This window comes from Synechocystis sp. LEGE 06083, from assembly GCF_015207725.1.
GTDB classification, from domain to species: domain Bacteria; phylum Cyanobacteriota; class Cyanobacteriia; order Cyanobacteriales; family Microcystaceae; genus Synechocystis; species Synechocystis salina.
In genome coordinates, this window is record NZ_JADEWJ010000020.1 from 1 (window position 1) to 23,924 (window position 23,924).

29 protein-coding genes and 1 pseudogene are annotated in these 23,924 nt (G+C 45.5%); 13 read left to right on the forward strand and 17 right to left on the reverse strand.

Annotated elements, in window-relative coordinates:
• The 3 genes from IQ219_RS02755 to IQ219_RS02765 all read left to right on the forward strand — a co-directional run.
• Nucleotides 1-1,865 (forward strand): CHASE2 domain-containing protein (locus IQ219_RS02755; protein WP_194071633.1); only part of this gene is annotated, 1,865 nt, incomplete at its 5' end.
• Nucleotides 1,866-1,923: 58 nt separating this feature from the next.
• Nucleotides 1,924-2,250 (forward strand): BrnT family toxin, encoded by a 327-nt coding sequence (locus IQ219_RS02760; RefSeq protein ID WP_228016667.1) that lies wholly within the window; start codon nt 1,924-1,926, stop codon nt 2,248-2,250.
• A complete protein-coding gene (locus IQ219_RS02765; protein ID WP_228016668.1) occupies nt 2,240-2,467 on the forward strand; it encodes a CopG family antitoxin in 228 nt (75 codons plus the stop codon). Before IQ219_RS02760 ends, IQ219_RS02765 begins: the two co-directional genes overlap by 11 nt.
• 145 nt (nt 2,468-2,612) lie before the next feature.
• Here the strand turns inward: IQ219_RS02765 and IQ219_RS02770 are convergent.
• Nucleotides 2,613-2,774 (reverse strand): annotated as a pseudogene (locus IQ219_RS02770) (type II toxin-antitoxin system Phd/YefM family antitoxin); the annotation flags it as partial.
• On the opposite strand from IQ219_RS02770, the gene IQ219_RS02775 reads away from it, so the two are divergent.
• The gene (locus IQ219_RS02775) at nt 2,733-3,461 is read left to right on the forward strand and encodes a hypothetical protein (RefSeq protein ID WP_194071635.1); all 729 of its coding nucleotides are present in this window, start codon (nt 2,733-2,735) and stop codon (nt 3,459-3,461) included. The pseudogene IQ219_RS02770 and the gene IQ219_RS02775 overlap by 42 nt on opposite strands.
• Nucleotides 3,462-3,502: 41 nt before the next feature.
• Here the strand turns inward: IQ219_RS02775 and IQ219_RS02780 are convergent, their stop codons facing one another.
• From IQ219_RS02780 to IQ219_RS02810, 7 genes are read right to left on the reverse strand one after another with little or no spacing between them, the layout of a single operon-like run.
• On the reverse strand, nt 3,503-3,679 hold the full coding sequence (locus IQ219_RS02780; protein ID WP_194071636.1) for a type II toxin-antitoxin system RelE/ParE family toxin: 177 nt from the start codon (nt 3,677-3,679) through the stop codon (nt 3,503-3,505).
• A gap of 42 nt (nt 3,680-3,721) precedes the next feature.
• Entirely contained in the window at nt 3,722-4,459 is a 738-nt protein-coding gene (locus IQ219_RS02785) for a nucleotidyl transferase AbiEii/AbiGii toxin family protein (RefSeq protein ID WP_194071637.1), read from the reverse strand.
• Nucleotides 4,459-4,680, reverse strand: a complete 222-nt coding sequence (locus tag IQ219_RS02790; protein WP_194020706.1) for a hypothetical protein — start codon at nt 4,678-4,680, stop codon at nt 4,459-4,461. Before IQ219_RS02790 ends, IQ219_RS02785 begins: the two co-directional genes overlap by 1 nt.
• 23 nt (nt 4,681-4,703) lie before the next feature.
• A complete protein-coding gene (locus IQ219_RS02795) occupies nt 4,704-4,940 on the reverse strand; it encodes a hypothetical protein (protein ID WP_194020705.1) in 237 nt (78 codons plus the stop codon).
• A gap of 39 nt (nt 4,941-4,979) precedes the next feature.
• Nucleotides 4,980-5,207: an AbrB/MazE/SpoVT family DNA-binding domain-containing protein gene (locus tag IQ219_RS02800; protein ID WP_194020704.1), complete on the reverse strand. Its 228-nt coding sequence runs from the start codon at nt 5,205-5,207 to the stop codon at nt 4,980-4,982.
• A gap of 12 nt (nt 5,208-5,219) precedes the next feature.
• A complete protein-coding gene (locus IQ219_RS02805; RefSeq protein ID WP_190599214.1) occupies nt 5,220-5,483 on the reverse strand; it encodes a Txe/YoeB family addiction module toxin in 264 nt (87 codons plus the stop codon).
• Nucleotides 5,480-5,722 carry a type II toxin-antitoxin system Phd/YefM family antitoxin gene (locus tag IQ219_RS02810; protein ID WP_190599215.1) on the reverse strand — a complete coding sequence of 81 codons (243 nt, stop codon included), beginning with the start codon at nt 5,720-5,722 and terminating at the stop codon, nt 5,480-5,482. Before IQ219_RS02810 ends, IQ219_RS02805 begins: the two co-directional genes overlap by 4 nt.
• A gap of 105 nt (nt 5,723-5,827) precedes the next feature.
• Between IQ219_RS02810 and IQ219_RS02815 the strand changes: the two genes are divergently transcribed.
• From IQ219_RS02815 to IQ219_RS02835, 5 genes are all read left to right on the forward strand, one after another.
• Entirely contained in the window at nt 5,828-6,613 is a 786-nt protein-coding gene (locus tag IQ219_RS02815; RefSeq protein ID WP_194071638.1) for a DUF928 domain-containing protein, read from the forward strand.
• A 62-nt stretch (nt 6,614-6,675) separates the two neighbouring features.
• Nucleotides 6,676-10,365 (forward strand): tetratricopeptide repeat protein, encoded by a 3,690-nt coding sequence (locus IQ219_RS02820; RefSeq protein WP_194071639.1) that lies wholly within the window; start codon nt 6,676-6,678, stop codon nt 10,363-10,365.
• A 39-nt stretch (nt 10,366-10,404) separates the two neighbouring features.
• The gene (locus IQ219_RS02825) at nt 10,405-10,626 is read left to right on the forward strand and encodes a hypothetical protein (protein ID WP_190599218.1); all 222 of its coding nucleotides are present in this window, start codon (nt 10,405-10,407) and stop codon (nt 10,624-10,626) included.
• A gap of 6 nt (nt 10,627-10,632) precedes the next feature.
• Nucleotides 10,633-10,893 (forward strand): type II toxin-antitoxin system RelE/ParE family toxin, encoded by a 261-nt coding sequence (locus IQ219_RS02830; RefSeq protein WP_194071640.1) that lies wholly within the window; start codon nt 10,633-10,635, stop codon nt 10,891-10,893.
• 196 nt (nt 10,894-11,089) lie between these two features.
• Entirely contained in the window at nt 11,090-11,281 is a 192-nt protein-coding gene (locus IQ219_RS02835) for a hypothetical protein (protein WP_194020698.1), read from the forward strand.
• Nucleotides 11,282-11,503: 222 nt separating this feature from the next.
• Here IQ219_RS02835 and IQ219_RS02840 read toward each other — a convergent pair whose 3' ends face one another.
• The 3 genes from IQ219_RS02840 to IQ219_RS02850 form a co-directional block, all read right to left on the reverse strand.
• Nucleotides 11,504-11,953: a hypothetical protein gene (locus IQ219_RS02840; protein WP_194020697.1), complete on the reverse strand. Its 450-nt coding sequence runs from the start codon at nt 11,951-11,953 to the stop codon at nt 11,504-11,506.
• 113 nt (nt 11,954-12,066) lie between these two features.
• Complete coding sequence (locus tag IQ219_RS02845; protein ID WP_194071641.1) at nt 12,067-12,738, reverse strand: hypothetical protein; 672 nt, start codon at nt 12,736-12,738, stop codon at nt 12,067-12,069.
• Nucleotides 12,739-12,799: 61 nt separating this feature from the next.
• On the reverse strand, nt 12,800-13,150 hold the full coding sequence (locus IQ219_RS02850) for a hypothetical protein (RefSeq protein ID WP_190599223.1): 351 nt from the start codon (nt 13,148-13,150) through the stop codon (nt 12,800-12,802).
• A 276-nt stretch (nt 13,151-13,426) separates the two neighbouring features.
• Between IQ219_RS02850 and IQ219_RS02855 the strand changes: the two genes are divergently transcribed.
• Nucleotides 13,427-14,353, forward strand: a complete 927-nt coding sequence (locus IQ219_RS02855) for a shikimate dehydrogenase (protein WP_228016669.1) — start codon at nt 13,427-13,429, stop codon at nt 14,351-14,353.
• A gap of 357 nt (nt 14,354-14,710) precedes the next feature.
• Nucleotides 14,711-15,052 (forward strand): type II toxin-antitoxin system HicB family antitoxin, encoded by a 342-nt coding sequence (locus IQ219_RS02860; RefSeq protein WP_194071642.1) that lies wholly within the window; start codon nt 14,711-14,713, stop codon nt 15,050-15,052.
• 76 nt (nt 15,053-15,128) lie between these two features.
• On the opposite strand, the gene IQ219_RS02865 is transcribed toward IQ219_RS02860, so the two are convergent.
• The 3 genes from IQ219_RS02865 to IQ219_RS02875 are packed head-to-tail and all read right to left on the reverse strand — an operon-like array spanning nt 15,129 to nt 16,426.
• On the reverse strand, nt 15,129-15,506 hold the full coding sequence (locus IQ219_RS02865; protein ID WP_194021378.1) for a hypothetical protein: 378 nt from the start codon (nt 15,504-15,506) through the stop codon (nt 15,129-15,131).
• Complete coding sequence (locus IQ219_RS02870) at nt 15,503-15,718, reverse strand: hypothetical protein (RefSeq protein ID WP_194071643.1); 216 nt, start codon at nt 15,716-15,718, stop codon at nt 15,503-15,505. The genes IQ219_RS02865 and IQ219_RS02870 overlap by 4 nt, the downstream gene beginning before the upstream one ends.
• A 9-nt stretch (nt 15,719-15,727) precedes the next feature.
• Nucleotides 15,728-16,426 carry a hypothetical protein gene (locus IQ219_RS02875; RefSeq protein ID WP_190599227.1) on the reverse strand — a complete coding sequence of 233 codons (699 nt, stop codon included), beginning with the start codon at nt 16,424-16,426 and terminating at the stop codon, nt 15,728-15,730.
• Between the two features lie 209 nt (nt 16,427-16,635).
• Between IQ219_RS02875 and IQ219_RS02880 the strand changes: the two genes are divergently transcribed.
• Entirely contained in the window at nt 16,636-16,968 is a 333-nt protein-coding gene (locus tag IQ219_RS02880; RefSeq protein WP_194021382.1) for a hypothetical protein, read from the forward strand.
• Here IQ219_RS02880 and carA read toward each other — a convergent pair.
• Entirely contained in the window at nt 16,965-18,119 is a 1,155-nt protein-coding gene (gene carA, locus IQ219_RS02885; RefSeq protein WP_194071644.1) for a glutamine-hydrolyzing carbamoyl-phosphate synthase small subunit, read from the reverse strand. The two genes, IQ219_RS02880 and carA, sit on opposite strands and share 4 nt — an antisense overlap.
• Nucleotides 18,120-18,289: 170 nt before the next feature.
• Between carA and IQ219_RS02890 the strand changes: the two genes are divergently transcribed.
• A complete protein-coding gene (locus IQ219_RS02890) occupies nt 18,290-19,405 on the forward strand; it encodes a helix-turn-helix domain-containing protein (RefSeq protein WP_194071645.1) in 1,116 nt (371 codons plus the stop codon).
• Nucleotides 19,406-19,473: 68 nt separating this feature from the next.
• Here IQ219_RS02890 and IQ219_RS02895 read toward each other — a convergent pair whose 3' ends face one another.
• Both IQ219_RS02895 and lhgO read right to left on the reverse strand, forming a co-directional pair.
• Nucleotides 19,474-22,005, reverse strand: coding sequence for a mannose-1-phosphate guanyltransferase (locus tag IQ219_RS02895; protein ID WP_190599231.1), 2,532 nt, complete (start codon nt 22,003-22,005; stop codon nt 19,474-19,476).
• Nucleotides 22,006-22,162: 157 nt separating this feature from the next.
• Complete coding sequence (lhgO, locus tag IQ219_RS02900) at nt 22,163-23,356, reverse strand: L-2-hydroxyglutarate oxidase (RefSeq protein ID WP_194071646.1); 1,194 nt, start codon at nt 23,354-23,356, stop codon at nt 22,163-22,165.
• Nucleotides 23,357-23,924 lie beyond the last annotated feature (568 nt).

Genomic DNA, 23,924 nt, shown 5'->3' on the forward strand with positions numbered 1-23,924 from the left:
CCCCTGCCCCGATCGCCAACCCAGAATCGATTTCCCCCACCGCCCGCCTACAACGTTACTTTTTCCCTGCTATTCGCATCCTCCATGTTTTGGGTAATAACGAGGGTATTGACCTTCGACCAGACCAAGGAGTATTGGCGGGTTTAAGCCATCAGGGTAAGAAAGTAGAAGTTGTCACCCTACACCAACCGGATTATCAAGTTTTAAGCCGTAATTTGCGGGATGGGGCTGGTTTTGATCTCTTTGTTTACTCCGGCCACAGTGAAGCGTCCTTTGATCAAGACTTGGCCGCCATGTTACTGGGACAAACGGGTACTGTGGAGGGGGTCACGATCGCCGATTTGCGTCTTGCTTTCCAGCGGGCGATCGCCAATGGGTTGAGGGTAGCGGTGTTTAACTCCTGTGCCAGTGCTCAACTAGCGGAAGCCTTGCTGGATCTGGGATTAAGTACGGTGCTGTCCATGCAAGAAGAAGTGGCGGATATAGTAGCCCATGGCTTTTTGGATAGTTTTTTCCGTCATTACGTCCAGGGAAAACAATCTATTTTTCGGGCGGTACGGAGTAGCCTAACGGATTTGGAGGAATACGATCGCCGTTATCCGGGGGTTGGTTGGTTACCGATTATTCACCACAATCCCACTGTTGCCCCACCTCTCCGGGCAGAATTACGTCAGCAACCCCAATCCATCCGCCGCACTGGTTTGTGGGCTGTAGGGGCTACCATTCTGGTTTTGTTATTACGGTGGCTGGGGCTAACCCAGGGGCTAGATCTGAAATTGTTTGACTTGATGCTTCGTTCCCAACCAGTTTCCACTGCCGTGGATGAACGCATTGTCGTGGTGACCATTGACCAGAATGACCTTGATATTTTGCGTCAAAATAGCTTGCAATCTGCGGCAGGTGCCGATGTGATTTCCGATGGGCCTTTGGCGGAAGCGTTGGAGAGAATAAGGCGTTATCAACCCCGTTGGCTTGGTCTGGACATTGGTCGGGATTTACCCATTGCTGAGGGTAATACTCGCTTGGGGGAAGTGTTTCGTAACGGCGATCGCCTTTTGGTGACCTGTGGTTTTGCTGATCAACGGGGGGAGCAATTATTGCCACCACCGCTTATTGATCCCCAGTATCTAGCTTTCATTAATTTCCCCATTGATCGAGATCAAGTTATTCGTCGTCAATTGTTGCACGGAGAATTTACTAACACCGAATCCTGCCCCACCAACCAATCCTTGGCCCTTTCCCTAGCGTTGAATTACCTGGGGGAAGAAAATATATTCCCTGCTGAAAATGTCGTTTTAACCCTGAATAACGTTACTTTTCCGTCCCTTATAGCTAAATCTGGAGTTTATCGTCCTAATGAGGTGGCAGGTTATCAAATTCTCTTTCGTCCCCAGCCGAGAGGAGTAGTGAGGGAAATTAGTCTTTCCACCCTCTTTGCTGATACCGAACAACGTTTAGACCTCAAAGATAAGGTGGTTCTGTTGGGTTATGGGCATAAGGACAAACACAGCACCGCCCTAGAATCCGATATTCCTGGGGTGGTTATCCATGGGCAAATGGTTAAGCAGATTTTGGATGCTGTTTTAGATGGAAAATCTCTGTTGACCACTACCTCGAAGGGAGCAGAATTACTCTGGATTCTCTTTTGGGTCGGCGTCACCGCTGGCGGCATTGTCACCGTAATTATTTTCGATGGTTCCCGCCGTCAACAACAATTGGTGGTAATTGCGAGTTTAGTTGGGGTAACTGGCTCTAGTTGGCTCATTCTCTGGTCTTTGGGCCTATGGCTACCTCTGACATCCCCATTACTGTTCTTGCTGTTGATGTTGGGGGAAAGTTTTATTAGGAGCGGGGAGCCAAACTAGGGAAGATTACAATACAGCAATGAACTAAGCAGTGCTGTATTGTCAATTGTCAATACAGTTGCTAGGATTAGTCTGTGGACAAAAAATTGCTGGCTTTGATTGGGACGAAGGCAATAGCCATAAATGTGAAAAACACGGCTTGACCAAAGATGACATTGAGCAACTTTTCCAAGGTTTTGTTTGGACGGCACCGGATGTTCAACATTCAACCCAGGAGGAGCGGTTTTTGGCCATTGGCTGTTCCGTTGCTGGTCGGCCAATGCTAGTGGCTTTTACTTTTCGTAACCGAGAAGGAAAATTGTTAATACGGCCCATTAGCGCCCGTTACATGCATAAAAAGGAAGCAAAAAAGTATGAACAAGCCTTTGCCCAAAATGAATACTGATCAGGAGTTAGAAGATTTTCTGGATCAAGATCTGACAGAGTATATAGTGCCCGAAAACTTTACCCCTGCCACGTTTGAGTTTGCCACGAAAGATAAGAGTATTACTCTACGTATTTCTTCGGCATTGTTAGCCGCAGTTAAGGAGGCTTCTAAAGCCCAGGGAATGAGTTATCAACGTTATATTCGTCAGGTGCTAGAAGAGTCTTTGTCCCGCTAAAAAACTAGTTATTTTTGTTGCAAAATTATGTAAGCGAATAATTTTTGGATGTTCTTCTGTATTTATAAAATGGCAATGAACAGCATCTCCAATTTCTTGTCTGAGGGCAATTAGATCATCTGCTTGAGTGAAGATGGCTTCCTGTTCACCAATCTAACTCCGTTTCACATTCACTAATGGGGGTAGCCATACCGGTTCTAATGGATTCTCCCATGGCGGGAATAGAGAGCAAATAAAGGGTTTCTTGGATGGATTCCCAGTCTTCTTGACTGATAAGGACAGCATTACTGCGCTTGCCAGTAATCAAACTAATAATTACGAAGCTAATATTTTAATATGGTCTTGTCTTGATATTTTATCAAACTTGTGGTCAAAAAGAATTGGTAAAAGCAAGTGTAAACTATTAGGCTCGCGTCTAATTTTTGCTGAATTCTTATGTGATTATTACGGCGATATATTTCAGAAAGTTTCATTGTCTGATGTTTGGTATCGTATAGATAAAGGAAATTTCTATCTAGCCTCCAAAAAGCCTGATTATAATTGTGATTACAAACTGCCTGATAAAGTGATCGAACTTCTACAGAATCTTAAAAGAAGCTCTCCACCTATTGATCTAGAGCTAGATAGTAGAAAACTTAGAACTATCTCTGACGATCTAAATCTGAAAGATATTTTAACTAAGTTTGATAACTATGAATGTAAACAAATGGATGTGATTAGAGAATGGTTAATGTTATCTAGTTATGGTGCCATTGCTTATAAAGAAATGAGGAACGCCTACGTACATGAGGGTCGTGGTGGTAAAGGATCACATGGATTTCAACTTCATGAGTTTAAAACAAGACCCACATATTTAAGTTATGTTCATACAACACCTCCAAAAATGGGCTTCAGTGTTGAATTTATGCTTAATGTATTGAGTAATTGTATTGACTCATTTGAGAAAGATTCGATCAAACTTCAACAAGATCCTGTTTCTAATAATGTCTCCTAAATATTATAACTAAAATTCAATCTCGTGCTAACAGGATACTGTTATTGGTAAACTTCTCTGCGATGGGCAATTTTAATAACAATCACTATTAATTCTTCGTTTTCAATTCTGTAAATTATACGATAATCCCCAACACGAATACGCAAAAGTCCGTTACAAGGATAAAGATTAATAATTAATAAATTCAATTCTTGCTTAGTTTGAATAAATTTTCCCATACCTGATTATGTAAATTGATGGCATTACCACAGGATATGATCTTAAAAATATTGGTGACACTCATTAAATTGTCTTGTCGTTTGAGATAAGTTACAATCAGTAGCCAGTAGATCTATTCCGTCTACGATTCTTGGAATAAAATCATTATTAATTATTAAATTTTCCCAGCATTTTTGACGATATTCCGGTTGATTTTGAAACTTATCAATTGCAGATTGCAACGGTCGCATAACTTCATAGGCAGATTCTGCTTTTTCCCTACTGATCGATGAAATGGGGGAAGATAAACGAAGAACAGCTAAATCAATCAGATCCCTTGATAAAATACTTTTGTCCATAAAGCGGTCAGCATTGGCCAAAAGCTTTGATGTCCATAGGTCTTCTTCATTCAAACAGGGTAGTGATAACCAAGGTAGTTTTCTGGGTTGTTCGATGGCAAATCTGGCTTCGGCAATAATCTCAAGTTTGATGAGAATATTGTCACTTTCTACTAACAAGCGGATACCGTATTGATCCATGTTACTCCGGCCAATTCTCAAACTTTTTGATTGTAAAAATAAAGCATCGTAACCTTTGTCAAAAATTAGTTTTCTCAGTTGTTTATAGCCTGTAGATTGTATGGAGCAAATGAAATCAATGTCATTACTTTCTCGAAATTCTTGATTAAGCAATGCAATTAGCGTCCCGCCACCAAAGCAAGTATAAGTCTCTTGAAAAATCTGATGATCTAGCTGATTTAGAACGTTGAGAATTTCATTATGATGGGGACGATTAAACATTATAGTTCAGTGATTAACCACGAGTGATATTTTCTGGCGATGGTTTCTAAAAAAGCTAGCTCTTCTGGCGACGGCTCAAACAGGGAGCGATATTTCCAGCCTCTCTCATAACGGCTCAACATTTCTTCTAAGCTTAATGCTTTGGGTGTTTTCATTTGCCAACATAAAAATTCCAAAAATGGCAATTGTTGGGGAATTCTGATGGGATTATTTTCAATCATGGTATTTGATATTTTGCCATCTTCTATAAATTCAATACTTGCTTAATAACTTCCCACTCAATTGGTTGTTGATTTTCTGGATCATTCTCAGCGTTAATGGTGTCTTGAACATCAATTAGATCCCCAAGTTCTTCAGCGTCGATAATGGCCAATTCACCTTGGATGATTTTTTCCGGTAATTGTGTAACGGAAAGATTCAAATGATTTGCAAAAGATTTAAGTTTTTGCCATGTTTGGGGGGAGACTTTTAACTGATTCATAGGTGGTTGAATGTTCTGATAAAGAACTTAGATTAGTGATTATTTACATTGGGCTAAGTCAATCAGGGCATTACGATATTTTTTGATACCCTCCCTCGCCAACTCCATTTTTTGGGCAAAATCAGGATCTGTAGCGGATATTTCATAGCCATTAGGGGTTTTAGTCAGATACACAGAGTCTCCGTCTTCAATGTTGAGCTGGGTAGCAATTTCCTTGGGGATGATTAGGCTAAGGGAATTACCCCGTTTTCTGACTGTTAATTTCATAGTGATATTTTACTATTCATAGTGAGTCCAAAGGCGAAGAATTTTTATTGTTTTTTCTTCTTCAATAACCTCATAGACCAAGCGATGTTGAATATTGATTCTTCTGGAGTAAGCTCCGGCTAAATCTCCAACCAGTTTTTCATAGCGAGGCGGATTGGCGTAGGGATCTTCCCGAATAATATCTAGAAGGGCTTCCGCTTTTGGCTTTAATCCGGCAGAGGCAAGCTTTTTGGCATCTTTTTGGGCTTGTTTGGTGTAAACCAATTTCCACGTCACCAATCTAACTCCGTTTCACATTCACTGATGGGGGTGACCATACCGGTTCTAATGGATTCTCCCATGGCGGGAATAGAGAGCAAATAAAGGGTTTCTTGGATGGATTCCCAGTCTTCTTGGCTCAGAAGGACAGCATTATTCCGTTTGCCAGTAATCAAAACAGGTTGATGATTTTCGGCAACCTCATCCATCAATCGAAAAAGCTGACTACGAGCTTGGGTGGCACTAAAGTTATCCATTGTCTGTCACCGTACCGGATTATGTACGTTGATGGTATCACACTCACTATATTAGGTTAGGCTTATTACTAAGACTTTTTGCCCTACGCCGACAGGAGTGGAAAAATGACGCAGAAGCCTATCAATATCAGCGTGATCCGTTTTTTCCTCTTTCTAGGTTTGTTAGGAGCGTTGTTACTGCCCCAGAATCCATTGCTGGCAGGGGAGAAGAACACAAGGGTTAAGCCTAAGCCAGTACGGTGGCAACCACCAACGGATGTGGGGCAATCGGGACGACGCACTGGCAATCCTCCGCGCACGGTATTAGGCGGTTCCCGCAATGGTTGTGGTGCTTCTGGTGATGTGCCTTTAACGGCTTTGATCCCCAAGAGTTATGAGGGCAGGGTGGGGGTGGAATCCCCGGTGATTTATGTTTATTTTCCCTATGACCAGGGCATTACCTATCCGGTTAGTTTTACTCTCAAGACTTGGCAGAATGGGGCTGAAGCTTTGTTGGTGGATCGGCAGTGGCAAGTGCCGGCCCAGACGGGTTTGTTACCTATTCCCTTGCCGGAGGATCTGGAGTTGGAGCGGGGTTTGGTCTATCGCTGGAATTTTACGGTGGATTGTGGTGGCCCCCATAATACGGCGATCGATTATGTGGAAGGTAATATTAGTCTCGATCCTGAAGCCCTCTCCCCAGTGCTGTTAGCTCAGTTAACAACAATGACTCCAATGGAAAAAGTTGAGTTATATTTTCAGCAGGGCTGGTGGTACGACGCTATTCATAGTTTGTTGACCTTAGAGGAAGATAACACTTTTACTCTGACGGAGTTATGGGCGCAGTTGTTGGCCCATGAAGGCTTAAGTTCCCTTAGCCCCATTACCGACATATCTAGCTCTGGTCAATGAAAACTATATTATTTCGATATTGTTTAGGCTTGTTCCTGTTAGGGGGGCTATGGGCACCAGGAATGACTTTAGCTGAGCCGGAACCACAGATTTTACTGGACGTACAGGGCACTTTAGAAGAGGGAGATATAAAGCTAGATAATGGCGGTTTACTTGATGCCTATGATATAGAGATAACGAGCAATTCTCCTGTCTTTATTTCAGCAGAGAGTAATGATTTTAATACCTCCTTGTTGTTGTTTGATCCTGAAGAGAATACTAAGGTTGCGGAAAATGACAATTTTAATGGTAGTAATGCTGGAATTTTTTTAGAGGAGTTGAAGCCTGGTAAATATCAAATTGCCGTTATTAGTTATAAACCTGGTGAAAAGGGAGAATATCGACTTCTTGCTAAAATACCTACATCATCTGAATTCATTTCTCTACAAGCTGTTTTTTTATTCAATCAAGGCAGATTACTTGAACGAGAAGGTTCAGCAGAATCCTTACTTAAAGCAATAGATTATTATGAATCTTCTTTTGCTTTATATCGTCAATTAGATGAACATACAAAGACAAGCATTATTCTTAATAATATTGGATTAATCTATTCTAAATTAGGCGATAAACAAAAAGCTCTCTATTATTATGAACAAGCGTTAAGCATTCAGAAACAAATAAATGATTTACTTAATCAGAGTACTATCCTTAATAATATTGGTCAAATATATTCCGATTTAGGCGATAAGCAAAAAGCCCTTGATTACTCAAATCAAGCTTTGGCTATTAAGAAGCAAATAGGTGATTTATCTGGACAGGGCACTCTTCTTAATAATATTGGAAATATATATTCTACGTTAGGAGATAGGGAAAAATCTCTTAATTACTTAAACCAAGCTCTTGTGATTCATAGACAGATAGATAATTTATCTGAAGAAGGTATTACCCTTAACAATATTGGTCAAATATATTCGGACTTAGGGGATAAGCAAAAAGCCCTTGACTACTTAAATAGAGCACTTATTATACATAAACAGCTGAGCAATTTGTCTAACGAAGGTATGACTCTCAATAATATTGGTCAAATATATTCGGACTTAGGGGATAGGCAGAAAGCTCTTGATTACTTAAATCAAGCACTTGTTATTCGTAAACAGGTAGGCGATTTACCTGGCGAAGGAATGACTCTCAATAATATTGGTTTAATATACTCGAACTTAGGAGATAATCAAAAAGCTCTTAATTACTACAATCAAGCACTTGTTATTCGTAAGCAAGTAGAAGATTTATCTGGGGAAGGTACAACTCTTCACAATATCGCTAGTTTGTATTCAGACTTGGGAGATAAGCAGAAAGCTCTTGATTACTTTAGTCAAACACTTGCTATTCGTAAACAGGTAGGCGATTTATCTGGACAGGCTGCAACGCTTAATAATATCGGACTTGCGCATAAAGACTTAGGAGATAAACAAAAAGCACTTGACTATTATAATCAAGCTTTATTGATCGTCAGACAAGTAGAGAATTTAGCAGGTGAAGGTACAACTCTTCATAATATTGCTAGTCTATATTCAGATTTAGGGAACATAGAAAAAGCTCTTAGTTATTTCGATGAAGCTATTACCATTGCAAAACAAGCAGGTGATTTGGCTAGAGAAGCGGTAACTCTTAATAGTATTGGCTTAGTATATTTTCATCTAGGAGATAAACAGAAAGCTCTTGATTACTATAATCAAGCTCTTATTATTCATAAACAAGTGCAAAGTTTAGTTGGAGAAACTACAACTCTTATCAATATTGGTGTTTTTTATTCCGACTTGGGAGATAAACAAAAAGCTCTTGATTATTATAAACAAGCACTGGAGCTTGCTCAGTATACTGGAGATTTATTTGCTGAAAGTACAATACTTAACAATATTGGTTTAGTATACTCTAATTTTGGGAATTCGGACCAATCTTTTGAATATTATAATAAGGCACTTGCTATTAGTAATAAATCAGGAGATATAGTAAGACAAGGTACACTTCTTAACAATCTTGGCGGTCTTTATTTAGACGTGAGCGATAATCAAAAGGCTCTTGATTACTATCATCAGTCACTTCTAATTTACAAACAAGTACAAGATTTATTGGGTGAAGCTCAAGTGCTAAGGAATATAGGATATGTAGAATTGATAAATGGACAATATGACAATGCATTTAAATACATAAATCATTCTCTCGACTTACTGGAATCAGTAGATATTAAAAAATTGGCTGATGAACTCCAGATTTCTTATTTTGATACCTATTCAAGTGGTTATCAACTTCTGCAAAAGGCGTTAATTGCTCAAAATCAACCAACAGAAGCTATAACTGTTGCTGAAAGAGGACGGGCCAGAATATTAGTTGAACTGCTCAATCAACGTTTCTCTAATATTGAAAATGCTTCTTCTTTGCGTCAGCCTATCCTCAGTGAATTGCAAGCTGTAGCCCAAAACAGCAATAGCTCTTTAGTGACTTACTCGTTGATTAAAAATCTACCAGGTACTAGCGGAGAGAAAGAAAATGAACTTTACATTTATGTTATTTCCCCCGATGGCAAGCTGGAATTTCGTTCCATCAACCTCAGCGACAAAGATATAAACCTACCCAAACTTGTCGCCACTGCTCGCCAAACCATTGCCCAAGCTCCCCCAGACCGTACCCAAGAACGCCGAGGTAACAATAGTGGTGCCATCAACAGCCTGGAAAACCTTGCCGTTGGGGATTACGTCAAATTGCAAGGGGAATTTCCCAGCGATGAACCCTGGCAGATTGTTGCCATAGACCAGGATAAACAGACCGTTGACCTCGACCAAACCCGCCGGGAAGAACCCCTCGAAAATGTCAGCATTAGCCGCATTGCTAGTAAAACCGACACTTCTCTGCGACAACTGCATCAAATCCTCATAGAACCTATTGTTGATCTGTTACCCCAAGATCCAGCAGAGAAGGTAATTTTCATGCCCCAGGGAGCTTTATTTGGCGTTCCCTTTGCCGCCCTCCAGGATGCCCAAGGTCGATACTTGATTGAAAAACACACCATTCTTACTTCTCCATCTATCCAAGTCTTGGTCCAAACCGCCGCCCAAAATCAACGATTGGCTAAACAGGGACAAAGTAAAAGTAAAGCCCTGGTGGTGGGCAATCCCTATCCCTACCCCGATAACCTCAAATCATTGGAAAATGCCAGTGCAGAAGCCGAACAAATCGCTGGTCTGTTGGGAGTGCAACCCCTTTTGGGCAAAAAAGCCACCGAAGCGGAAGTGCTTGCCCAAATGCCCCAGGCAGACATTATCCACTTTGCCACCCATGCTAGTTTCAACGACCAACGGGGCCTGAGCAGTGCCATTTACCTCACCGCCGAACCAGGGGCCCCCGATGATGGTCTGTTCCAAACTCCCGGCAGAATTACCGCCGAAGACATCTTTAACCAATTTGAGGATAATCCCCTCAATGCCCGCCTAGTGGTGCTCAGTGCCTGCGATACCGGCCAAGGAGAGATTACCGGGGATGGGGTCATTGGTCTATCCCGTTCCCTCATTGCTGGCGGCGTACCCAGCGTATTGGTTTCCCTCTGGAGTGTGGACGATGCTTCCACCAAAACCCTGATGACCGAGTTCTATCGCCAATGGCAACAACAGGGGGTGGATAAAGCCACAGCGTTAAGGAATGCCATGCTGGAAACCAAAGCCGCATATCCTGACCCCTACTATTGGAGTGGCTTTACCCTCATCGGTGAGGCAGATTAAAACTTAGTTTTGCAAACAATCTTTACCCTTTAAAAAATTATGGAATTCCCCATTGAAGTTTCTCCCCAATATTTGACAGATACGGAAGGCAACAAGATCGCTGTAGTGCTTGATCTGCAAATTTACCAATCTTTGTTAGAAGAACTAGATGAACTTCGCTGTCAACAGGGCTATCAACAGGCCCTAGGCGAGACAGATCCCGAAATGGAAGCAGGAGATTATGTAACGCTGGAGCAATATCTTTCCTCAAACAAGGGATAGAGCGTAATGACTTACACTCTCCAAATTCCTAAAACAGTGCAAAAACAATTGCAAAAAATTTCCGAACCCTTCCACGGTCAGATTATAGAAAACTTGCAACAATTAAAAAATGATCCTCGTTTTGGCAACGCTATTAAATTGAAAGGTAGTGAGGGGTATCGACTTCGGGTCGGCAACTATCGAATTTTATATGATATTAATGATACAGAAGAAACTATAACATTACGCAGAATTGCCCATCGTCGAGAAGTTTATCGCTCTCCATAATTGCTCTTTATAAATGAAATAATAAAGAGAAAGACGGAATGAATTTTGACTTAGCCATCTGATTTTAAGAAAGTTCTCTTTTATCTTCCCTTTGGAAGGCAGTCAGTTAAATACAAGACAAATTTAGAAGGTTCTCAGTGAAAACAACTTTAATTTCGATTAGTTAATTTCAGTCGAAGAAGCTACCAAGTAAATCATGAAAACATTAACACTCAAGCTAGATCGAGTTAACTTGACCGATGAACAATTCTATAATCTTTGTCTTGCAAACCCCGATCGCCAATTAGAACGCAATAGCACAGGAGATTTAATTGTTATAGCTAATTTATTTAATTTTGAGACGTTTTGCTGGAGCCAACATTCCGCTGGCTCTACCAATAGTTACTAAATTTTCGGGAAAACACTACAGATAGCGTAGTTTTTTGTATTGACTGACTGGGGTCAATAGGCAAACCCCGAAATAGGCTTGCCGTCGTACTCGATTTCAGACGAATTTGTACTACGTGCGGAATGTAAGTTAATTCAATGTGACGCTGGAACAATTTAGCCTTCAACTATCCACCCCATTAACGGAATAGATAGTTGATTCAAATTGAAAGCAATGGAATAGCTACATCCCCACTTGGTAGTAAGGAGAATGAGCCTTAGCGGAATCCATCACCTCAAGGTAGAGATATTCCGGCAGCATCTTTTTGGCGGCGACCATGAAATAATGCTCAATGGGTTTGGAAGATGGACGATCTCGTTTCCGTAATGCCCGCTCCACATTGATCTTGCAACGATATGCCGCATAGATAGATTTGGCATGACGCATTCGTTCCATTTTCCTAATGGTATATTCATCAAAGTTGCCAATCTGTTCCATCAAATGAAGGTTGGCGTTAATAGCAGAGGCACTATACTGCGCTAAGCAATCATGGAGGGTCAATTCATCGTCGGTTAATTTAGAAAGGTTGAGGTTAAAGTCACAGTAGAACTTGTCACTAAACTCATCATCATCAAGGGCCAGGGGAACAGCGGTGGCTTTGCCCCTGGGGTTCGGTCTGTTTAATGTAAGCATAGAAGGTAACATCCTTGAAACTAGGTTGTAAACGTAACTATTTATCTATCGAGGCGATCGCCAAACTTTATGCAGATTGCCCTAACTAATTAGCTTTTTTAATTAGCATTGACTTAAGCAAAAGCCACAGAAACTTGATTGCTAAACAGTGTTTGTACCCGATCCCAACCCCAGTTGAAGAAACTAACCAGGCAGTCCTTTACTGCAGTTATTGTTTTACCCACCACGTTTACCGTCCCCTGCCAACCCTGATGAGCCATGGTTTCCACAAACTTCCAGAGTTGAACTAGAATTTTCTGAATCCTGTCTAGGCATTGACGGATACCTCCCACAAGCCAGTGGAACAGTTTTGCTAAACGTTGATGACGGTTGGCTAGGTAGACCACAAATTTGTGTATGTAGGGTAAGGCAAATTGAGTTAGTCCCACCAGACCTTTAGCCAAGAGTAGGCTGCTTAATTCAGGTACACAGGTTACAGCTAAACCAAACATTAGCCCCATACCCAAAATATCCATGCCATGGCGTTTAAACATGGGCATTAAATAATTGTCCATCAAGCGTTTACGGAAACTGGGAGAATTACATAACTGATGACGGAACTTTAATAGATAACGGAGGAAAGCAATAATGCGCTCAGTGTAGGTGCGACGGGTATTTTCATCGAGGGGAATATTTTTCGTTTTCGCCATATCCTCTAGGGTGAAATTAATGGTGTCGGCCATTTCTTGATAATTACGGATTAATGCATCATCAACAGTGGCGTTGGGGGTAAAACTATTAACCATAGGATTGTAGAGTGAAGAAGTTTTAGGATTGGAAACAGAAGCAGTAGGGTAAATCATTTTCTTAACCTGCCATCATGGCTAAAATGTGGGCATATTCTGCGTTAATGTTGGCCATGGAAAACTTATTTGATGATTGGGATGAAGACGTAACTGCAGGGGTAGAAACAATTTCAAACCAAAGGATTGATTTATGGGGACTTCCACAGCGATTATCCAAAAATTTCCAGCCAATACGGAGCTTGGTGCCTGGTGCTAAGTTCAGTAACGTAGCCCCCTTGCCATTGAAAGCCACATACTTTTCTCCCGTTTCAGTGAAGATGTCATAGCGACAGCGGTAAGGATCTCCCGTCGTTTTACCAGCGGTATTGCTAGTGCGGGCAATGGTGATGTTGTCGTAATTAAGGGGAGTCATGGGGCTTACGGAAAATTGAACTGTTATTTACCTATCGGCTTCTCTCTAGGAAGTTATGCAAAATCACAAAATATTCTTTTTTTGCTGGGCTGCTAGTTATTGAATTGGAAAGATGTTAGTGTCTCAATCCCTGACAGGGTAAAGGCTCCAGCCCATGACACTAAACTTTTTTGTTCCCGGTCAGCCGAGGCTCGTTTTTAAATATTCCATCTACTGCCAACGCAAGTGATATCAAGCCATGATATCGTTAGAGAGGTAAAGCCAGCACCTAAATAAATGAATAAAAAACAGGAACGGATTCCACTTGCCATCCACCCCGGGGATGATCAACCTGAGGCGTCAGGGCAGTCCATTATGATCCCGCCTCAAAAGCAGATGACTGGCATGCTCGGTCATCCCGTGGCCGAGAACCCGATCGACCTCATGTTCGATGCGGTCTATGCCCATTACGACCTGCCCTGGCAGTTCTGGAAGAGCGATATCGCTTCTGAAGCGGATCTCGCCCATGCGGTCAGGGCTCTGGTGCCCCTCGGCTACCGGGGCGTCGGCATCACCGTACCCTACAAGGTAGCGGTCATCCCCATGCTGGATGCGATCGATGATGACGTAAAGGCGATCGGTGCGGCCAACTACGTCACGGTGGAGCAGGGTCGCCTGATCGGCCATAACAACGACGGCAAGGGGGTGGTGAAGGCGATCGAGAAGGTGGCCCCCCTCAGAGGACAGCGCGTGGTGATGCTTGGCGCCGGTGGCGCCGGGAGGGCGATGGCAGCGGAACTGGCCTGGGCCGGTGCTGAGCAACTCACCCTAATTACCCGGCGGCAGGAGCAAGGTGAGGAAGTGGCTGCGATGGTGACTCGTGTGTCCGGTGTTCCAGCGACTTGGCAACCCTGGCAGGGGAAGGTAGTGCTGCCGGAAGGCACTACCCTGCTGATGAATGCCACCCATCTCGGTTGCGCCCCTGAACTCGAGCCGGTGCCTTTGGACTGGAACAGCCTTGCTCCAGGCACTGTGGTGGTGGATGTGATCACCAATCCGCGGATCACGCCCTTCTTAGCGACGGCCCATGAACGGGGTTGCCCGATCGTGGATGGGGTGGAGATGCTTGTGCAGCTAGCGATCCAGATCTTCGAGCAGTGGACGGGCATCACCCCTGATGAGGCGGTGTTCCAGAGGGCTGTGGCGGAAGCACTAGGCGAATAACGCCAGCACCACTGTCAGCAGATGTGCGGCAGCAGTTCACCGCTCAACGATGTGAGCAACCGCTCCGGAGAGCCGGGCCAGGGCGGACGCGGGCCATGGTCGTTGGGGGCAAGGGGGTGTCCCAAGGCAATGGTTCAAAAGTTCGAGTCTCTCTAAACGGGGTAAAAGCTGTCTTTCACAAACCTCATCCGAATAATGAAGTCGGGCGCAGTTGTGTAAGAGAGATACCCCAACTTCTAGGGTCAGCTAACGTTTTTTAGTTTTATATGAGTAACGTTTACTAAAAAAATCAATAAAATAAGGGATCGTATTTTTGTATGTTTTCCCTTTTTAAAAAAAATAACCGATCAGATATTTATGCAAACTGCTACTTATAAAGGCTATACCGGAAAATTTGAGTTAGACCTTGAAGAAAATCTTATCTCTGGTTTAGTTATTGACATTAAAGATGTTATTACCTTCCATGGCCAGACAATTGAAGAAGCCATTAATTGTTTTCATGAATCCGTTGATAATTATTTAGACTTTTGTCAAGATCGAGGGGAAGAACCAGAAAAACCCTTCTCCGGCAAACTCCCCTATCGTACAACTCCCGAAATACATCGTAAAATTTACATTGCCGCCACCAAAGCTGGTAAGAGTATTAATGCTTGGATGGATGAGGTGCTATCAATCCAGCTAGAAAAGATGAGTAATTAATTAAAAAAGCAATGAAAGAGCAAGCATGAGACACCTACCCTTCCACGGCCTAACTTTAGTCAAAATTTTGTTAGAGCTAGTAAAAAGCCTCCCATTGATCCAAAATGCCATTGTCATCGAAGTCCATGTCCCAAGCATCTTGGCTGTTGTCTAGCTGAGCATTAAAAATTTCATCAGGACTAGCAATATCGGCTCCCCGGGCCAAGTTAGCGGAGGGGTCTTCCAGAAAAACGTTATCGAGGCGATCGCCTAAATCTGGATAACTGCTCTGGGGGTAAATATGGGAAATATGCTTGTTCCGCATAAACTCTTCGACAAAATCCGCCCCTTGGAGTTTCACATCGATGGGAATCAGATGGTTATAGGCTAATTCTGGATCTAGCCCATAGTTGTCGAAGCGGGAAGCCAAATATTGTTGTTGCTCTTGGGGTAAATCGTAATAATTAAAGCTCATTTTTTTTTGTGCCTCCCATATTTAAGGGCTAACCAAAGAGCTGTTTCCACTGCCAGAAAAATCCACACTGTTTGTAGAAGGTAACCGAGGGCTACCCCTCCTGTAGTGACTCCGATCGCCACTAAACGACGCTTACGGGCATCAGCTTGGAATCGTTGCCAACGGTCGTCTTCAATGGTGTTTAACCGTTGCTGTTTGTAAAGGTTGTCCATGGTTGCTCCTTAGTAGATAAATTGGTGGGGGGTATTGTAGGGAATGGCTACCAAATGTTGATTTTGACCACTCCAAATCTCCACCGGTAAACTATTGCCTAAATCCGTAGGAATAAAGCCCAAATTCTGCTTTTGGCCAACCCAATCAAGGTCAAAGCCATAACCTGCCATGGTAAACATCAACTGATTGGCAATGTCGGCGATCGCCAAACAAGCCACATAGCCATCGGGAAACTGCACAGCAAAAGTAGTGCTAGGAGCAGAGGTTTGGGGATGGGGCATGATCAACAACAGGCGACGGACAGCTTCTCCCCGGTGACGTTTACGGTGATAGATATAGGAATCAGGACTGTTTACCCATTCCAAATTGAGTGCCCGCAGGGTAGCTTCATCTGCCCTTTGCAGTTCATTGCTGATACCGCCGCCGAGACCAGAACCGACAGCAGCCCCAATTAAATCCCCAACTTGGAAACCGTCCCCTAGTCCTAGGCACAGACCTAATAAACCACCACCAATACGCCAGAGGGAATTTTCCTGGGCTTTTTTGGCTTGATGATCCTGAATAATCCGTTGAATTACTAAATCTTCATTGAGGGTGGGAAAGTTGATGAGGGCGCTGACAATACCTTGGTTGGGGCTAAACACCCCTGGGGTTTCGTAAATAGTCCGCTGGGCAAGAACGGTGGTTACGGGCTGGAGGTCACTCATGGCTTTTCATCGGGGTTGTAAAGGGAACTGTTTATCTATCGCCCCCGCCGCCAAACTTTATGCAAATCTCTCCCAAAACATCACCACAAAAATAAATTTGCTCCATTTGCATAATTTTCCTAGCCAGTACCGATAACTAACTCGAAGGTGAATCCAACCCCTCTAGTGGCGATCGCCTTCATCACCAATCCTAATTTTGAGGAAATTGTATGAAAACTATCCTTTTAACTGCGGTGCTGGTTCTTGTTACTGGAACCGCCGCCCAAGCTCAGTATTACAACGGCTATAGCTACGGCAACGATAACTACCGCCAAAACTATGGCACCTACCAGGGTCGTAATGGTTACCGCAGTAATGTCAATTACAATCAGTACGGCAATAACGGTTATGGCACTGTGCGGGACAACCGTGGTAACCAGCTTGATCACAGTCGCCAACGGGTCGGCAACACAACCTTTGATAACTACCGGTTTAACAACGGACGCAGTGTAAATTGTACTACTATGACTATCGGCAATATGGTCAATCGCAACTGTTACTAAGCAGCGGCCTCGGCCTTTTGTTGGCGCATCAACTGGACAAAATCCGCAAACAAATAATCAGCATCATGGGGCCCTGGACTGGCCTCAGGGTGATACTGCACCGAGAAAAATGGTAGTTCCTTATGGCGTAGCCCCGCCACCGTTTTATCGTTGAGATTGAAATGGGTAATTTCCACTTCTTCGACTAGGGAATCTTCCGTCACCGCAAAACCATGGTTCTGGCTGGTAATTTCCACCTGTTGCTTGAGACCACAGGGTTGATTGAGCCCCCGATGGCCAAATTTGAGCTTAAAGGTTTCCGCCCCCAAAGATAACCCCAACACTTGATGCCCCATGCAAATGCCAAAAATGGGCTTTTTCGCCGCCAACAATTCCTTAGTGGTGACAATGCCTTCCTCCACCGCTGCGGGATCACCAGGGCCATTGGAAAGGAAAATGCCGTCGGGGTTGTACTGGAGAATCTCCGCTGGGGACGTGCTGGCGGGCACCACAATCACCCGACAACCATAACTGGCAAGGCGACGTAGAATATTCCGCTTCACCCCAAAATCCAGGGCCACGACGGTGAGGGGCGGTTGTCCCTTTTGTTCCGCCACTGGCCCGAATTGCCAATGGTCATTGGTGGGATCGGTCCATTCGTAAACTTCACGGGTGGTCACTTCCTTGACCAGGTTCAACCCCGCCATGCTCGGGGCCGCCTGAATATGCTGTAACAGGGCTTCCGGCTCCAAAACTTCCGTGGAGATACCGCCGTTCATGGCACCAACGGAACGCAACTTGCGGGTCAGGTCCCTGGTGTCAATGCCATAAATGCCGATAATTTTATGTTCTACTAAATAGTCCGGTAGGGATTGGGTCGATCGCCAATTGCTGGGGCGGCGGGTAATGTTGCGGGCCACTACCCCCTTGACGTGGGGATGGATAGATTCTTCATCCTCCCCATTGACTCCGGTATTGCCTAACTCGGGATAGGTAAATGTGACAATTTGGCCGCAATAACTGGGGTCGGTCATCACTTCTTGGTAACCAGTCATGCCGGTGTTGAATACCACCTCTCCCACTGTGGTGCCATTGGCCCCAAAGGACCAACCGGGATAGGCGGTGCCATCCGCAAGGACAAGAAGGGCCGGTTTCGCCGCAGCAATTGGCATAATGATATATTGCAAGGTAGCTGGAATAGGACCATTCGGCCGTAGTGGGAAAAAGTTATATCCTTGGAATCCTGCCCAGGGTAATTTGCTTTCGCCCGGCCGCCGCCGAATCAACCACATATTAGCAGATTCACCCCTGTTGTCTGTTCCACTAATGTCAAATTGTCCTGATGGTTACTGCCATGAGTCCCGCTAAGCTGACCGACACCGATAAACAAGAGTTGGTTGACCTTTACCGGCAAACCCCCGCCACCACCACTACCTTGGCGGAACGTTTTGGGGTGAGCGTTTCCACCGTCAGTCGTCTCCTAAAAACGGCGATCGCCAGTGGGGAGTATGAAACCTTGGTGCAGGAGAAAAGGGGCAGTAAGGGACCCAGAAATGATGCCCAGTTGACGCTACCTTTGCCCAAGCCATCCAGGAAAAAGTCAGAGGGGACGGAAACTAACAGCCCTTCGGATTCCGTGGCCGAGATTTCCCCTGTGGCTGAACTGAACGATCCAGATGGTGACAATGGTGAGGCCACCACTAGCCAGGGCCGCCGTGTGCGTTCCCGCCGTCGAGTCACCAGCAGTTCTGTTGACCCAGGGCGTGATGGGTTTGCCGATGCGGTAGAAACCGTCGATCCGCCGGCGATCGCCGTACCCGCCCCAGCCCAGCCCGGCCCAACGGAATTTGGTGACAGCCCAACCGCCATGCCAGTGGCTAAAGCTGGAGTGCCATCGGATGCCCCCATGGTTCGACGCCCCCAGATTGTTTCGATTAAATCCTCTGCCCTAGATGAAATTGTCAAGGACATAGACGAGGACTTGGATTTGCTGGATGAGGAAGATGAAGATATTGATGATCTGGACGACGAGGACGATGAAGATGACGAGTTTGAAGACGAATTAGAGGATTTTGATGAAGACCAGGGGGAAGAGGATTATGCCCCCACCCCAGTGGCTACCAAACAAACTCAAACAAACACCGCAGAACTAATTTCAATTTTGCCCCTGATGGAAGCGCCTATGCCCAAAAACTGCTACTTGGTGGTGGACAGGAGAGGCGAATTGATTGTCCGTCCCCTGAAGGAGTTCAGCCTAGATGGAGCCCTACCCCCCGAAGAAGTCCAGGCCAAAACCCTACCTGTATTTGATAACCATCGAGTGGCCCGGCGCTTTTCCCTCAAAACCCAAAAGGTAATTCGCTTGCCTGACGCTAGCATCGTCCAAAAAACTGCCCAAGCACTCAAGTCCAAGGGCATTACCAGGGTGTTTCTCGGCGGCCAGGTCTATTCCCTTTAGCTTTATCGATCCGCTGGCGATCGCCTTAGTGATAGTGTTTCCCGACGGGGTTTCATCCATCCCTAGCATCAAGAAAAATGTTGGTAGGATTCCTCCTGGGCATCGCTAATAAAATTCAATACCTGGGCCTGGTAGTAACGTAATTTGTCATCTACCCAATGGCGGTCTTCACTGTTGGCATAAATGTGGACTAGGGGCTCCCCCGCATCGGGCAAAATCAAGACCCAGTTGTCTCCGTTGGGAAAGGTTATTTTTACCCCGTCCACCAGTTCAATATGCTGATCCCGATGGATTTCCACTAAATGGCGCATCAGGGCCCCTTTAATTTTCCAAGAACAACGGACACTGCAACTGTTGTGGTAAACCGTCGGCAATTCTGCCCGAATTTCCCCCAGGGTACGTTTTTGCACAGTCAGCATTTCCATCACTTTGGCAATGCAGAACATGGCATCAAAGCCGGGGTGTAAGCGGGGGAAGATAAAACCGGTTTCCCCACTGCCCCCCAAAACCACGTTATGGCTCGATTGGGCGGCGGCCATCAAAGCGGTGGGATTGGCCTTGGTCCTCAAAACTTTCCCTCCATGGCGGCGGGCCAACTTCTCCACGGCACTGGAGGCCTGCACTGGCACCACAATGGTTCCCCTGGGAGAGGCAGTTAACATCATGTGCACCATCAAGGCCGTTAGCAGTTCCCCCCGGATGGGCAGGCCCCCTTCGTCCACCAGGGTGAGTTGTTCTCCATTGGCGGAAACCTGCACCCCCAAATTGGCCTGGAGCGCCGATACCACTTGCCCCAACTGACTGAGTAGGACTTCCTTTTCTTCGTTGGAAACAGCCGTTTGCCGCAGGCTGGCATTGAGGACCACCGCGTCACAGCCGAATTTGGTTAACAGTAAGGGCAGAATGGCACCGGACACCCCATAGGCATAGTCGATGACAATTTTGGCCCCATCATTATTGATGATGTCCATCTCCAGAAGCTTTTCAAAGGTGTGGCAGTAGGTTTCCAACACCTGGGCCGGATAGGACATATCGCCGATTTGGGGAATGCTGACCCGACGTAAATCTTCCTTAAAATAGGCCCCTTCAATTTTTTTCTCGGTCTTTTTGGAAATGTTGATACCCTGACTATCGAGAAATTCAATCAGCAAATAATCGGGGCGATCGGGGTGAATACGCACATGGATGCCACCGGCCACTTTCAACTTCGGGGTCATGGTGCGGGCAATGGGAATCGCTGTCGCTTCCAGGTTTTGAATGTTTACCCCCACCGACATCAGGCCAGCAATGAGGGAACGGGTAACCATGCGGGAGACGTTGCGTTGATCCCGGGAAACAACAATTTCCGCCCCTGGCTTGAGGGAAGAACCGTAGGCTGCCCCCAATTTAACGGCAAACTCCGGCGTCATATCAATGTTGACAATGCCGGAAACCCCCCTCTGGCCGAATAGGTTGCGGTGGCCGGTGCTTCCCCAGATCAAATTGATGTTGAGAATGGCCCCCGGTTCCACCCGTTTACTGGGCCAAACTTTGACGTTGGAGTTGATCTGGGCTTCTTCTCCAATGATGGATAGGGGACCAATTACCGCCCCTTCCAGCACCTGTACTCGCCTTTCTATCCGACAGCCGCGCCCCACCACACAGGCGGCCAGGTAAGCTTCATCGCCAATGAGGACTCCATTCCAAATAATAGCCCGTTTTAATTCTGCTCCAGCGCCAATGGTGACGTTATCGCCAATGATGGTACCGGCTTCCAATCTAGTGCCCGGGCCGATGTTGCAGTTATCGCCGATCGCCAGGGGGGGAATCAGAACAGCGGTGGGATCAATGGTGGTGTTTTCCCCGATCCAAATGTCGGAGTGCCGGGGCAGGTTACCCAATTCCAAGGTGACTTTTTTTTCTAGGGCATCGTATTGGGCTTCCCGATAGGCATCTAAATTACCGACATCGCACCAGTAACCATCGGCGACAAAACCATACATGGGCTCGTCATTTTCCAGTAGGAGGGGAAATAAATCCTTGGAAAAATCCATTTCCTCCCTGGGGGGCAGATAGGCCAGCACCTCCGGTTCGAGGATATAGGTGCCGGTGTTGACGGTGTCGGAAAAAACTTCACTAGTGGAGGGTTTTTCTAAAAATCTTTGCACCCGTTGGTTTTCGTCGGTGATGACCACGCCAAATTCCAGGGGGTTGGGAACCTTGGTCAAAATCAGGGTCGCCTTGGCCTGTTTTTGTCTGTGGAAGGCGATCGCCTGGGTGAGATTAAAATCTGTGATGCTATCCCCACTAATGACCAAAAAAGTATCATCCAGTAACTCTTCAATGTTTTTGACACAACCCGCCGTACCGAGGGGATGTTCATCCTCCACTGCATAGGTCATTTGAACACCGAATTCACTGCCGTCGAGGAAATAGTCCCGCATGGCATCGGGGAGGTAATGGAGGGTGGCCACCACTTCGGTGATGTTATGGCGACGGAGCAAATGGATAATATGGGCGGCGATCGGTTGATTAACAATGGGCACCATGGGCTTGGGTAGATCGCAAGTCAGGGGTCTCAAACGGGTGCCTGCCCCCCCTGCCATCAACACAGCTCGCATTCCTTTACCTCAGTGACGAATTTCTGTTCCCATCTTAAGGTAAACCATTGACTCTGAGCGGTGGTGGGACAATCGCCTCGCAGCTAGAGCTATGCCAACGAATTCCCCATTGCCTTGTCATTTTCGACCCATTACTTTAAATAACTGCCCCCAGTTTTCATAGGGTCGGTACCTGGGCGGCGATCGCCTTGCCAATTTCCAAAGAAGCTGTGGCCGCCGGAGAAGGAGCGTTAAGTACCTGGAGGGAATTGGGGCCGGGGACAATGAGAAAATCCTCTACCAAAGCCCCATCATTTTTCAGCGCCTGGGCCCTCACCCCCGCTGGATTGGGCACAATGTCGTCCGCCGTCACTTCCGGAATTAATTCTTGCAAACTCCGCACAAAGGCCGCCTTACTAAAGGAACGAATAATTTCCTGTAGGCCTTCTTGCCAATGCTTACCCACCAACTTCCAAAAGCCAGCATAGGCCATCACCTCGGTAAAATCCCCCCAATCAAAATCCGTTTTGCGATAACCTTCCCGCTTCAAACTCAGCACTGCATTGGGCCCAGCGTGGATACTGCCATCAATCATGCGGGTGAAATGTACCCCCAAAAAGGGAAAGGCCGGGTTGGGGACTGGGTAAATTAAACCTTTGACTAAGTATCTTTTCTCTGGCTTCAACTCATAATATTCCCCTCGAAAAGGCACGATTTTAGCATCAGGCTTGATCCCCGCCATCTTGGCCAGGCGATCGCTCTGGAGACCGCCACAATTGATCAGAAAACTACTAAAAAAATCCCCCTGGTTAGTGACCAAACTATGTCCGTCAGCCTGGGTTGTAATACCACTTACCCGATGGTTAAAATTGATCTCTCCACCCTGAGCTTGAATAAGTTCTGCATATTTTTGACAAACCAGTTTGTAATTAACAATGCCAGAAGTGGACACATGAATCCCCCCTAAGCATTTCACATGGGGCTCGTACTCCCCAACCTGTTCAGGGCTAAGTTTTTTCACCCTTAAGCCATTGGCTTGACCCCGATTAAATAGGTTTTCCAATAGGGGCAATTCCGCCGGTTTGGTCGCCACAATGACCTTGCCACAAACCTCGTAGGGCAGGGCGTGTTCCTGGCAAAATTCCACCATGCTTTGGTTGCCAGCTTTGGTGAATTGGGCCTTAAAACTGCCAGGTTTATAGTAAATGCCAGAGTGAATGACGCCGCTATTGTGCCCCGTTTGGTGGTGGGCTGGCTCCGCTTCTTTCTCCAAAATCAATAATTTGTATTGGGGAAAACGACGACTAATAAATAACCCCGTGGCCAAACCAACAATGCCACCGCCGATAATTGTGATGTCATAGGAAGCCATTTTTTCCCCACTCCTTGGAAAAATTACCAGCTAATTATCCTAGCCCGACAATGCCGCCCGAGGAAACATAACCCTTTTCCTTCTGCGGAGGGGCTAGGTGACCTCTTGGGTATTGATGGGGCTATTTTAAGGGCTATGCTAGCTCCCCTCGGAGAAAGTCTGAAAATGGAGCCTATACGCCTTTGCGGAGCCTGTTAGGAGGAGTCTCCCTATCACCGACTGGAGTGGCAGCTTCAATCTACCCGGCGAACGATTTCTTTTTGTTCTGCTAGGGAGGAGAGGGGAATAGCCCAGTTTTGTAACACTTGGGTCTCAATCCTGCGTATTCCATGGGTAGCCTCTTTCCTCGCCAATAAAATATGCTTTGCCATAAACTTAATCGTAAAGACAAATTCAGAGAGATTTAGATCACAACATTAGTCCCCACGGAGAGGCTAGAAGGAAAAACTCCTATTAGGGTGGTCAGGGTGGTGTAGTTGGAGCCATTGCTTAGACCATCAGCATCAATTTGCACCTGGGTACTAAATCCTAGGCGATTGAAGCGGAGATAACCATCAGCAATGGGGTC